This is a genomic window from Psychroserpens sp. AS72 (genome assembly GCF_038900375.1).
GTDB lineage: Bacteria > Bacteroidota > Bacteroidia > Flavobacteriales > Flavobacteriaceae > Psychroserpens.
On record NZ_JBBMRC010000004.1, the window covers coordinates 98,877 to 112,013 of the forward strand.

Annotated in this window: 12 protein-coding genes; 6 read left to right on the forward strand and 6 right to left on the reverse strand. The window is 32.5% G+C overall.

All coding sequences use genetic code 11. The annotated features are described in order from the left end of the window. The first annotated feature begins 4 nt into the window (after positions 1–4). The 5 genes from WNY78_RS09350 (at position 5) to rlmB (ending at position 6,073) form a co-directional block, all read left to right on the forward strand. Entirely contained in the window at positions 5–1,522 is a 1,518-nt protein-coding gene (locus tag WNY78_RS09350; protein WP_342872929.1) for a SusD/RagB family nutrient-binding outer membrane lipoprotein, read from the forward strand. 14 nt (positions 1,523–1,536) lie between these two features. Then, positions 1,537–2,400: a hypothetical protein gene (locus WNY78_RS09355; RefSeq protein ID WP_342872930.1), complete on the forward strand. Its 864-nt coding sequence runs from the start codon at positions 1,537–1,539 to the stop codon at positions 2,398–2,400. A 13-nt stretch (positions 2,401–2,413) separates the two neighbouring features. After that, on the forward strand, positions 2,414–3,457 hold the full coding sequence (locus WNY78_RS09360) for a hypothetical protein (protein ID WP_342872931.1): 1,044 nt from the start codon (positions 2,414–2,416) through the stop codon (positions 3,455–3,457). Between the two features lie 175 nt (positions 3,458–3,632). Further along, positions 3,633–5,276: an aryl-sulfate sulfotransferase gene (locus WNY78_RS09365; protein ID WP_342872932.1), complete on the forward strand. Its 1,644-nt coding sequence runs from the start codon at positions 3,633–3,635 to the stop codon at positions 5,274–5,276. A gap of 62 nt (positions 5,277–5,338) precedes the next feature. Then, on the forward strand, positions 5,339–6,073 hold the full coding sequence (gene rlmB / locus WNY78_RS09370) for a 23S rRNA (guanosine(2251)-2'-O)-methyltransferase RlmB (RefSeq protein ID WP_342872933.1): 735 nt from the start codon (positions 5,339–5,341) through the stop codon (positions 6,071–6,073). Here the strand turns inward: rlmB and WNY78_RS09375 are convergent. After that, positions 6,070–6,819, reverse strand: coding sequence for a rhomboid family intramembrane serine protease (locus WNY78_RS09375; protein ID WP_342872934.1), 750 nt, complete (start codon positions 6,817–6,819; stop codon positions 6,070–6,072). The genes rlmB and WNY78_RS09375 overlap by 4 nt on opposite strands. A gap of 81 nt (positions 6,820–6,900) precedes the next feature. On the opposite strand from WNY78_RS09375, the gene WNY78_RS09380 reads away from it, so the two are divergent. After that, positions 6,901–8,181, forward strand: coding sequence for a replication-associated recombination protein A (locus WNY78_RS09380; protein ID WP_342872935.1), 1,281 nt, complete (start codon positions 6,901–6,903; stop codon positions 8,179–8,181). Here the strand turns inward: WNY78_RS09380 and WNY78_RS09385 are convergent. Genes WNY78_RS09385 through WNY78_RS09405 form a run of 5 tightly spaced genes read right to left on the reverse strand, consistent with a single transcriptional unit; the run spans position 8,178 to position 13,128 of the window. Further along, the gene (locus tag WNY78_RS09385) at positions 8,178–9,053 is read right to left on the reverse strand and encodes a hypothetical protein (protein WP_342872936.1); all 876 of its coding nucleotides are present in this window, start codon (positions 9,051–9,053) and stop codon (positions 8,178–8,180) included. The two genes, WNY78_RS09380 and WNY78_RS09385, sit on opposite strands and share 4 nt — an antisense overlap. After that, on the reverse strand, positions 9,046–10,458 hold the full coding sequence (locus WNY78_RS09390) for a DUF5723 family protein (RefSeq protein ID WP_342872937.1): 1,413 nt from the start codon (positions 10,456–10,458) through the stop codon (positions 9,046–9,048). Before WNY78_RS09390 ends, WNY78_RS09385 begins: the two co-directional genes overlap by 8 nt. 3 nt (positions 10,459–10,461) lie before the next feature. After that, complete coding sequence (locus tag WNY78_RS09395) at positions 10,462–11,022, reverse strand: hypothetical protein (RefSeq protein WP_342872938.1); 561 nt, start codon at positions 11,020–11,022, stop codon at positions 10,462–10,464. A 57-nt stretch (positions 11,023–11,079) separates the two neighbouring features. Next, a complete protein-coding gene (locus tag WNY78_RS09400) occupies positions 11,080–11,769 on the reverse strand; it encodes a YjjG family noncanonical pyrimidine nucleotidase (RefSeq protein ID WP_342872939.1) in 690 nt (229 codons plus the stop codon). A gap of 48 nt (positions 11,770–11,817) precedes the next feature. After that, complete coding sequence (locus WNY78_RS09405) at positions 11,818–13,128, reverse strand: polysaccharide deacetylase family protein (RefSeq protein ID WP_342872940.1); 1,311 nt, start codon at positions 13,126–13,128, stop codon at positions 11,818–11,820. Between the last annotated feature and the right edge of the window lie 9 nt (positions 13,129–13,137).

Below are 13,137 nucleotides of genomic sequence, written 5' to 3' on the forward strand. Positions count from 1 at the left end.
GAAAATGAAAAACATAAATAATATAAAATACACACTGTCATTGGCACTGCTATTTCTTACATTTTCTTGTAACGATGTACTTGTTAATGAAGATCCTAATGGAGTGGCCATAGATCAATTACCACCAGAAGTAATTTTACCTGGTGCTTTTACTGTTCCTTCAGAGACTTTAATGAGTTCTATGAATGAGTTAGGCAATACAATGTTAGCAACTTGGTCTGGTAATGCACAACAGGTTCAGGCACCATATTTTGAAGAATTTCAATATCAATTAACTACAGATTTTTATGATGATATTTGGGATAACTTAATGGCTAGAACTGGAAACTTAACTCAAATTATCACTAATGATTATGATCATAATTATGATTATTTTAAAGGCGCATCTAAAATATACAGAGCATTCTATTTTCAATATTTAGTAGATATGTATGGAGATATTCCTTTTACTGATATTCATCAACGTGGCGATTTATTATTTCCTGAATATGACGATCAAATAGATGTATACGTAGCTCTAATTAACGATGTGAATGATGCTATAGCTCAAATTCAAAATACAGATGAAAGTACAGCAGTCCCTATGGGATCAAATGATGTCATAATGGGCGGAAACATGAATAAGTGGATTAAATTTGGAAACACATTAAAACTTAGACTATTGTTACGTATGTCTGATGCAGCACAATCCACACCAGATTTACAAACCATTCTCAATACAGAATTTGCATCACTTAATAATGCCGAATTTTTAGGTATGGGAGACGATGTTACAATTAATCCTGGTTATTCTGATGAAGTAGATAGAATGAATCCTTTTGTAGAAACTTTTGGTTATGCAGCTGGACAATTTGGAGACACAGCAAATGAGACGTTCTCTAACCTAAGAGCTGGACCAACAACATATTTAGTTGAATTATTAAATGGAACAACTAATGGTGTTTCAGATTCAAGGTTACAGCGATTATATACACCTAGAGCTGGACAAAGTGCCATCCAAGGAAACACACAAGGAGGAGGTGATCAACCTTCTAGAATTGGACCTGGTTTATTAAGTTCTCCACAACAAGATGGTTATATAATGACAGCATCTGAATCGCTTTTCTTACAGTCGGAAGCAGTTTTCAAAGGATTATTATCCTCAGGAAATGCTAAAGGACTATTTGAAAGTGCTATTCAAGCATCACATAATAGATTAGGAGCTTCAATAGGTAATTACCTAAACATCGCAAATAATGTAAGTGGTATTGGTTGGGATGGCACAGCAGATAAGCTTGAAGCAATCATAACTCAAAAGTGGATCGATCTAGGAGGAACTAATGGAGCTGAAACTTGGATTGAATATACAAGAACAGGATATCCAAGTAATATGCCACTTCCAGATATCACAAACAGACCAAACAGACCAATTCGATTATTATATCCAACATCAGAATACACAGGAAATTCAGCAAATGTTAGTGTTTACAATCAAAATGTAGATTCAGCATTTAATACTTCGATTTTTTGGGACGTTAACTAAAAAAAAAAATGAAAATGAAAAAAATTAAATTTATTCTAATAACAATTCTAAGTGCTGGACTTATGGTCTCATGTAACATAGACGATGAACCACAGCAATTAGAAGCTGATTTAGCCACCACACCTTATGTGGTTGGTTTTAATAACAGTGAGTCTGCTCCTGCATTTCTTACCGATGGAGCTGTAAACATGTTTAGTGAAAATATAGTATTACTAGGTGGAAATGATTTTTCAAGTAATCCAAGTATTACTGTAAATTTTGAAGTAGATCAAACCTCTACAGCTGTTGCAGGTACAGACTTTGATTTTGTAAATGGTTCTCAATCTATTACTATTGAAGAAAACAGAGAGTATGCAACACTTGATATTAATTTTTATTCGGAAAACATCAATATCGACGATCCGAAAATTTTAATTTTAAATATCACTTCAGCAGATAATAATGCAGTGGTAGGTGCACAATTTCAAACACTAACAATTACTATTAATGGGATTTGTTTTTCTGATATTGGAGGTATGTATAGCGTAACAACAACCTATGGCTTTCATGACTTCTTACCAAACTTTAGTACACATACCATGGACGTAGAGATTGAAGCTTTAGGAGATGGCCTATATAACGTAGTCGATTTTTCTGGAGGACTCTACACTGTAGGACCTTATGTTGCAGCTTATGGAACTGGACCAACAAGTTTTGATGTAGAATTTACAGAAAACTGTGGAGACATTTCTTGGAGTGGTCAAACCGATCAATGGGGAGCAGTAATACCTTTATCTGGAGGAATCAATTCAGTAGATCCAAATACTGGTGTTGTAACAATCTCTTGGTATTGTGAAGCATATACCGAAAATGGAGTTTCAGTTTATACACCACTTTAATACTATAAATAATATGAAAAATATACACAAAAAAATAAGTTACTCGTTAATTATAGTGTTCCTGTTAGGTCTTGTTACCTTTTCATGTGAAGACGATGATTCAATTGCTAGACGAGGAAAACCAGCATTAACAGTAATGAGTAATTCTGTTACAGTTACTGAAGGTGAAACTGCCGTTTTCTCAATAGATGTAGAATATGGAGTTTCAGAAAAAATAGACATTAGAATTGATGTTTTAGATGCAGATGGCAATCCTGTTGTCACTGCAAATCCTACCGATGGAGATGCTACAACTGGTAATGGGTTCTATGATAGAGTACAATTTGAAGCTATAGAAGTCCCTTATCCAACGTGGTTTGAATCTGGATATTTTGAATACGGATATCAAGGAGGATCAGGATATATTGCGTCTTTCCCAGCTTTTACTGAAACAATAGAATTAAATATTGAAACTCTTCAAGACTTTATACAAGAGGGCTCTAAAACAGTAAACTTAAGATTGTCTGCTACTTCATTAATGCAAGCAACGATACAAGAAGATATAAGTATAATAATCAATGACTACGTAGGTAATGATTTAGTCACAAGATTAAACTGGGCTGGAGATTATTTAGATAGTGCAGCAGATCCTTGCGATATTAATACTGGTTTAGATTTAGATCTCGAATTAATTTATGACGGCAATTACGTGCAAACAAGTTATAATGATTGTCCTGAACAATTAACAATTTTAAGTTCAGATGCTGATGGCATTTATACCATTGATGCTAGTTTTTGGACTGCCAACGGAAATACATCTGTAGATGGTAATAATGTTCCAGTTACCATAGATTTCATGAAAGATGGTGTCTTTTTAGAATCTGTTGATTTATCATCACTGTTTCCATTAAACGATGGCGGACTTAATGATGGTAACGACAATGCAATTACGTCTTTTTCCGTAGAAAAAAATGGAAATACATATACCATTACAGATAGTAATAATACTCAAATTGCTCAAGGTCGATTTGCAGATTACAGATTATCATTAGAAGAAAAGAGAGTCTTAAAAAACTAATCTTCTAACACTAATACGTGTAAAAAAACCATCTCGCTTGAGATGGTTTTTTTGTTTTAAATAATTAAATCTTGCACAAATCTAAATGTTAAAATATATTTCAATTTACTCTTTTTATCTATTTATGATAGGTTTTTTTAATAAGTTACAATTATATTTATAAAAAAATTAAGCTATGATAAGAAGACTACTCCTATTTTTAACTCTTTTGTTCTTTTCATTTTCTCACGCACAAAATACCGTTGGCACTACGTTTATCAATGAAAATGTATTTAATGCCTACACACTATTTACAACAAACACAAAATCATTCTTAATTAATAATTGCGGTGAGGTTGTCAATGAGTGGAATAGTACTTATTCACCTGGTAACGCAGTATATCTTTTACCTAACGGAAATTTACTCAGAGCAGGACGATTAAATGATGGTAGTAGCAATATAACATTTGGAGGTCAAGGAGGTATTGTAGAACTTTTTGATTGGGATAATAATCTTTTATGGTCATATACATATAGCTCTAATCAATTTAGACAACATCATGATATATTTCCAATGCCAAACGGTAATGTTTTAATTTTAGCTGCAACTGTTATGACTGAAGCAGAAGCTATTGCTAAAGGAAGAGACCCAAATTTGTTAACCCAATCTAACCTTTACAGCGAGCAAGTTATAGAGGTAGAACCCGTTGGCACTAATCAAGGAAATATTATTTGGGAATGGAACGCAAAAGATCATCTTGTTCAAGATTTTGATAATCTAAAAGATAATTTTGGAGATATTGCTTTAAATCCTGGAAAAATTGATATTAATTTCTTAAATGGTCTTAACGGAGCTGCTAATTGGTTACATTTTAATTCAATACAATATAACGAAGATTTAGACCAAATAGTAATGAGCTCTCGACATCTAAGTGAGGTTTATATTATTGACCATTCTACAACTACAGCAGAATCAGCAACAAGTTCAGGAGGTAATTATGGTAAAGGTGGTGATCTATTATATCGTTGGGGAAATCCACAGGCTTACCAACAAGGTACTGAAGCTGATCGTATGTTATACGGTCAACATTACCCACATTTTATTGCAGAAGGATTAAATAACGAAGGGAAACTTATGATTTTCAATAATGGAGATGGTAGAACTCCAGAATATTCTGAAGCTATAATTGTAAACCCTCCAACTACAGCACCTGGATTTTATGAATACACACCAAACACTGCTTTTGGCCCAATGTCTGTTGATTACTCCTATTCAGATCAATCAACAGATCCTTCAGAGTTTTACTCAGCCATTGTAAGTAGTGCTCAACAATTACCAAACGGAAATATATTAATTTGCGAAGGTAGACAGGGTAATATTTTTGAAATAGATGTTAATGACACTATTGTATGGAAATATAGGAATCCTGTAAACAGTAATACTGGAACAGTAGACACTCAAGGTGATGTGCCTAATCCATCAGGTATTCTGTTTAGAGCAATTAAATATGCACCAGATTTCCCTGCTTTTATTGGAAGAGATTTAACTCCTGGACCACCTATAGAATTAAATCCAGACCTATCTGATTGTGAGAATTTAAGTGTTACAGATGAAGATTTTGTTAATCTAAACATATATCCAAATCCTGCATCTAATTATATCAACATAAACTCAAGAGAAGCCATTGATAAAATTGAACTGTATTCTATTCTAGGTCAAAAGGTAATTGAAGTTAAACACAATTCTACAATAGATATTTCGGCATTTAAAACGGGAATCTATTTCGTGAAAATTTACGCTGGAGATAGAACTATTAGTAAAAAAATCATCAAAAAATAATAGAACAACATAATTGATTAAACCATTCTAATTTTAGAATGGTTTTTTTATACCTTTGAGCCATGGAAAAAGAAACAACCATTTTTGGTATTAGAGCAGTTATTGAAGCTATAAAATCTGGTGAAAATATTGATAAAATATTTTTACAAAAAGGGTTACGAGGTGAGCTATTTACTGAGTTAGAACAGTTACTAAAAAAAGAGCGATTAAATAGTTCTTATGTGCCTGTTGAAAAATTAAACAGGTTAACAAAGGGTAATCATCAAGGTGCAATTGCTCAAATAGCGCCAATTACATTCCATAATATTGAAGATTTGGTTACAGGTGTTTTAGAATCTGGGAAAATGCCGTTATTCTTGTTATTAGATCAATTAAGTGATGTTCGTAATTTTGGAGCCATTGTTCGTACAGCAGAATGCACTGGTGTTTCTGGTATTATTATTCAGAAAAAAGGTGGTGCTCCTGTAAATGGTGATGCAATTAAAACGAGTGCAGGTGCTATTTTTAAAATTCCTATATGCAAAGTTGATCATATTAAAGATGCAGTTTTTCATATGCAAGCAAGCGGAATTAAAGTCATAGCTGCGACCGAAAAAACAGATAATACTGTATACGATGTATCTTTCAAAGAACCATGTGCTATTATTATGGGATCTGAAGGTAAAGGGATCAATCCATCAGTTTTAAAGGTATCAGATGAAAGAGCAAAACTACCAATTTTAGGAGAGATTGAATCTTTAAACGTGTCTGTAGCTTGTGGTGCTTTTTTATATGAAGCTGTTAGACAACGTCGTTAATCGTCTTTATTTTCTTTAAAAGTGTAATTATATTGAGGGTTATTTTCTTCGGAAATTGGCTCCTCCTCTATTTCTGGCGCTACATAATCAATAAAATTACCATTCTCATCAAATTGCCTTAAAAAAGGATCATCATCTTCATTATAATCTGGCTGCTGCCAAACATAACGTTCTGGTTTTGCAATCGCTTTCCTAAAAATTATAGCGAATAATAATCCTGAGAGTAATCCACCAAGATGCCCTTCCCAAGACATACCTTCTTTAATAGGAAACGCATACCAAATCATACTTCCGTAGAGAAAAATAACAATTAACGATAAGGCAATCAAACGAAAATGCTTTGCGAATATTCCTTTAAAAAATATAAAGCTTACTAATACATAAACTAATCCACTGGCTCCAATATGATTTGCTGGCCTGCCAATAACCCAAGTAAATAAGCCAGAAAGTAAAATTCCGAAGAATATAACCTTCCAAGAGATTTTTCTGTAGAAATAAAAAAGAGCAGCAGATAAGATAAAAAGCGGAATACTATTATGGTACAAATGCTCAATATCTGCGTGAATAAACGGACTAGTAAAAATCCCCAACAATCCTTCCACCTCTTGTGGATAAACGCCTAAACGCTTTATCTTCGGAAAAAATCTCACTTGCATCCAAAATACGATCCAAATGGAAAGCACAAAAATCAAAGGATAAACAATGACACTTGTTGAATATTTAAATTGTTCTTGATTATTGCTCATATTATATCTTTGTTAGCAAATTGCTCTCCATTTAACAAAACTATGAAATATTGTCACATTGGTTTTTTGTAATTTTACATTATGAATGAACCTTTAGCAGAACGATTACGTCCACAAACGCTTGATGACTATATCAGTCAGTCGCATTTAGTTGGTAAAACTGGCGTTTTGACACAACAATTAAATCAAGGTGTCATAGCATCAATGATTTTTTGGGGACCACCAGGAACTGGAAAAACAACCTTAGCAAATATCATAGCTAATGAGTCTAAACGACCTTTTTTTGCGCTAAGTGCTATAAATAGTGGAGTTAAAGACATTAGAGAAATTATAGACAAAGTCAAACAAAGTGGTGGTTTATTCACAACTAAAAATCCAATTTTATTTATTGATGAGATTCATAGATTTAGTAAATCTCAACAAGACTCTTTACTACAAGCTGTAGAAAAAGGCTGGGTAACTTTAATTGGAGCTACAACAGAAAATCCAAGTTTTGAAGTGATACCTGCACTCCTATCTCGTTGTCAGGTTTATGTGTTAAACTCGTTTTCAAAAGAAGATTTAGAAGCGCTTTTAAATCGTGCACTCAAAGAAGACACTTTACTTGCAGAACGCAACATTGAACTTAAAGAAACTGAAGCTTTAATTAGATTATCTGGAGGTGACGGAAGAAAGCTCCTCAATATATTTGAACTTATCATCACCTCATTTGATAAAAAAGAAAATATAGTCATTACAAATGATATCGTTTCTCAACGTGTTCAAAATAATATTGTACGCTATGATAAATCTGGAGAACAGCATTACGATATAATTTCAGCATTTATAAAATCTATTCGTGGTAGTGATCCCAATGCAGCTGTGTATTGGTTAGCAAGAATGATTGAAGGTGGTGAGGATGTAAAGTTTATTGCACGACGTTTATTAATTTTAGCTAGTGAAGATATTGGTAATGCCAACCCAACAGCATTGGTCATTGCAAATAATGCGTTTCAAGCTGTTTCTGTAATTGGGTATCCAGAATCTCGTATTATTTTAAGTCAATGCACAACTTATTTAGCGACGTCTCCAAAAAGTAATGCTGCTTATGAAGCGATAGGTAAAGCGCAACAATTGGTTAAAGACACTGGAGATTTATCTGTGCCGCTTTCTGTTAGAAATGCGCCAACAAAGCTTATGAAGGAGTTGGGATATGGTGACAATTATCAATATGCGCACAACTACGACAATAATTTTGTAGCGCATGAATTTATGCCAGAAGACATCAAAAACACAAAGCTTTACAATCCAGGAAATAACGCTAGAGAAAATGCACAACGTGAGTTTTTAAAAACCCGTTGGAAAGATAAATATGACTATTAGAATTTGAGATTAAGTTGCGACAACGTTACTTTATCTCCATTGTATTTTGATAGATACCAAAAACCATCTTCTTTATAAACAATAGCATTTTCATCCTTTACCATAAAAACATCAGATTTAGATGTCTCTAATAAAAACATGACAACTTTAGGTGTCATATCCACCACTTGATAACCGTTTGGTTTTGGTTGAGCGTAAAGAATTTCAGATTTTGGAGAAGACTCAGGTTCGAGGTCTACAGTTGCTTCGATTATTTGTTTAACTTCTTCTTTAGGCTTATTTTCTAAAGCAATAATCTCCTTTTTTTCTTCGGAAATCATCGTCTTCATTTCCTCCTTTTTAGCTTTTAAAGCTTCTACCTCTTTTTTTAATTTTTCAATTTCTTTTGCTTCGGAAGAATTATCAACACGCGTTCCAGACGCTTTTACATCTTCATTAGCAACATATTCATAATTTAGAAATTGAAAAGTGACAAACGCTTCTCTAATGGCAATTTGAAATGCTTTTTTGTATTCTTTTACTTTAGTTGAACCCTCTACAGAGCTCATTATAATATTACCATTACAATCTTTTAAATCAATTTGAAGTTTGGTTGCCAAAAAGCCTTTGTTTTTTTGGATATGAGAACGTAAAGCTAAACATCTGTTTTTACTCAAATCCTCTGGCAAATCCTCATCTTCAAAAAATGCAGTATAGCCATATTTATTAAATAAAAACTTAGTTAACGAACTCGTTTCGTATTGGTCTGGAGATTTTAAAAACTCAAACTGTTTTGGAACAATTATGTATTTATAATCATTTACTGAGGCTTGAGCACTCATTTGCGTTTGAAAACCAATAAAAAATAGTAGTATGTAAAGTAATCTAGTCATTTGAATCAAAAATTAAGTTCATTCCGAATTGTAAAGATACACTTTGAGATTTAGAAATATTTTGCAATTCGAACAAATTATTTCCTGTGAGATACATATTAAACGCTCCAATATGAAATGATGCTCCTAATCCAACATTATGAGCAGAAAAATCATCAACTGTGTATGTGGCTTTAAATTTTAAGAAATCAAATACACGTCTGTAGTAAAAAGCGGTCGTAGCAACTTGTGGACGTTTGGGTCTAAATACAGTAAATAATTGCAATCCAACTGAGTTTAGATATGGCTTACTGCCAGCATAGCAATCACAGTCTTGACCTATTCCTTTTCCGAAGTTAAAACGATAAGATGCATTCAATTTTGTAGAACGCCAAGTTGTATATTTGGTGTAAAGTGTATCTATTTTAATACTCTCATCAAACTCATCCTCCAAATTTTGCCAGTAAGGTGTTGTGCCTTCGGAATTTATTAACTGCGGAAATATGAGATCTAAACCTTCTGTCGTGTATGACCCTTTAAGTTGATAGGATTCTACATCTTTAGAATGAAAAATTGCACCTAAATCTATAATACTTCCTGTAATTACATGTTGATCTTTAGGTTGATATGTGAAGCCAAGGTCGACACCTAATCCTAAATTACCACCAAGTAATACACGTTTTCTTAAGGCTTTGATATCTTGGCTAACATCTGAATTATCATCAGCCAACAACGATGCAACACCAGAGGTTTGGAGCACTCCATCTAAGGATTGAAATGTATGTTCATAGAAATTATCTCCTGTGGTACTTGGTCTCGTTGTAAAAGTTCCTGAGTTATTCGTACTGTTCACATTTGCAATACTAGAATATATTTTTGCTCTCGCTCCAACGGTTAATTTTTTGCTCAGTTTTTTATTAATTCCGAAGTGAAAAACAGATAACAGTTCTGCTTTTAAACTAATATCACCTAAAGAAAACGGTTTACCAATATAATTGGCATTGCCTTCCCAAACGAGCGTTGCTAAATCCTTCGGAAAATAGAGAATCATATCTGCTTCTTCGTAAATTCCGTAGGAAAAATAAGTGTTATCATCATGTCTCCAACCTCCATTTATGATTTCTAATTGTTGATTGATTGTAAAATAATCCTTGTTTGAAAGTGAAGTAATCGCCTTACCAATTTTAGTATTGATATCTACACCATCGTCTTTAAAAATATCATAAGCTGTTACTCCAGAACTGCCAAAACTAAAATGAAATTGTGATAATAATGGGATCCCGAAATGTGCATCAAATTCAATATCTGCTCCTGGATTTAAGCTCAGCGTTTGCGGAATATCATTAAAATCATAAAGCACTTCTTTGTTTTGGCATGGAGCCATGTAACCCGTAAAAAATAATATGAACGTGACGAATAATCGCATACATTATAATTCAAAATAAAATGTGGCTTTAGACTCTAATTTTAAAACACCCAAATTGGAAGCTTCAATAGGATTTGAAGTTGGTGGTAACGTAATTCTATAAATTAATGTTGTAGCTTCTTCATAAATAGACAAATCTGGTTCTTCAATTAAAAAATTAGATGTTACTTGAATTGGAATATTTGGCTGACCAGCTTGCACATCAACATGAGCACTATAGCGTTGCTCATTGCTATCATTTACAAAAACAAAATCAATACTAAAATCTCTATTTAGGCTATTTGTAAATTGAAACGTTAAATTAGTCTTTGCTAATTGGTCTACAAAAAAATCGGAATTTATATATTCTAAACGTGTCGTATCTGTTACAACTAAACGTTCTTGTTGCGTTGTATCATCAATAAAATTGGGAGCCTCTAGACTTGAGAATATCAAACTGGACTCAAGAGTTGGTGTAGGCACAATATTTTCTGCCTGTTCAAAATCTACATCGCTTACACAAGAATGTAATAGTAAAACGTTTACTAAAAGAAATAATAGATATCGCGATTTTAATCTATTCATAAGGTTTTGATCTTAATATTAAAACGTATTTCGCTTTAAATAAGTATACCAATTCCCTTAAAGATACTTTTTTAAATCCAAAAGTTGATTAACTTGTTTGATATGTGGTTCTGCATTGTAGTTGTGATAATTAAATAAAATAACATCTAGGCCTACATCAATAGCTCCTAAAATATCAGCTTCATAATTATCTCCAATCATTAAACTATCGCTTGGTTTTGCATTAGACACTTGCAATGCGTGATTAAAAATTATTGGGTTTGGTTTTTTTACTCCTGCAGTTTCAGAGTTTGTAATGGTTTTAAAATATTTAGAAATATTGGCATTATCCATTTTTCGTTGTTGTGCTTCTTCAAAACCATTAGTGATAATATGTAAATCATAAACTGGTTGTAAATAATCTAAAAGATCTAAAGTACCATCAAAAAGATGATTAAATGTTGTTAGATATGTGATGTAATCTTCTGATAATTGATTAATAACATCATCTGAAACTCTAAAACCTACAGCATCAAACGTATCTTTTAAACGCTTATAACGCAAACTCACTTTATCAATTTTTTCTTCTCTATATAATTTCCAGTAGTCTAAATTTATAGGCTCATAAGCTTTTAAAAAATCATTTGTAGCAAGATCTAAAGCATGAACTTCAAATATTTTCTCAAATGTTAATGCAGAGTTTTTGTCAAAATCCCATAGCGTATGGTCTAGATCAAAAAATATATGTTTAATTCCGTTTAACTTCATTTGTAAATAAATTGATTTGAATTAATAGTATTCAATAACTTTTAAAAACTAGACTGATTGCGAATCATCAACAGAATCTAAAATTTGAGTAAATAATTTTTTAAAGCCATTCCATTTTGGATCATTTCCAAAAGAGTAATTATGAAAAACAGGCGTAAACGTCCCATCCACTTGTTTTACAGTATTAATTAAACGCTGCAATTCTTCCTTTTTATCTAACTGAGAATGAAATTTTAATAAGGCATGATCTATACAGTGAAACGAATTAATGAGCAGTGGAGTTTGTATTTCATAATCCAAATCATAAAACAAAAACGGTGTACATGTGCCAGCTCTAAAACCAAAATGCTCTAAATAACCCATTGTGAAATCTTTTTTGATTTCCAGCTCAATCAAATTACGATAAGACGTAGGTAAATTTATTTTTGAAAAGGAATTTCTAGTGGCTTCCAATTCATAATTGGTTATGTACTCTAATTTTTTCTTTTCTTTTTTGAGAATCGTGATATCATCTAAAGAAAAATAAGACGCCTTCAACCCTACTTTACAATAATCTGCAACAGACTTTATAAGCGATACAAATTTCTTTTTATTGATATTGATATTTTTATCGTATGTAGAATAATCGCCAATTAGAAAGAATACTATAAACTTAAATTTATATTGTTTTTGTTTATTTATAATCCATTTAAAAGTATCGTAAGGATCTCTTTTAAAACCAAATAAAACTAAAAATCTTTGGTACACACGTCGCAATTTAAACCTAAACAAATCTACCAAACCTCCTCCAACGGTTCGTAACAATCCCTTTTGCTTAAAGTAATATGCCATTGGCACGTCTATAACGGGTTGTATGTTGTAGGCTCTCTTCGGAAATGTAAAATCTTCAAACCTTTGCTCTAAAATAGCTTTAAGACTGTAAGCCCAAATATCGACTACAGGTTGTTTTAAGAAATTGGATTTGTAGGCTAAACCTTCCGTAGCTGTAAAACGTCCATAATCATCTTTTACATGCGGAAGGTATTCTTCATAACGACTTAATAAATAAAAAGAAGCTGCAAAAATATCAAAAGGTAATGCGCTTTTATCACCTGTTGGAAAAAAGCATTTTGTACCATTCCAATCTTGCACATTAATATCTAAATCTGATAAGCCTTGCTCATAAAGCAACTCGTGATTTCTAATAAATAACTCATTACTTAATGGTTGTCTAGTGTAAGACATTTTTATACTATCGTGCGCAATAAAGTCTTCAATAGTTGTCGTAAAAGACACTGGAATTCCAAGAATTCTAGTACATAGATGCTTAAACGCATATCGTACTCTTGGTGTAATTTTATGTGTGTAGACTAGTAGCAAATGTGTGTT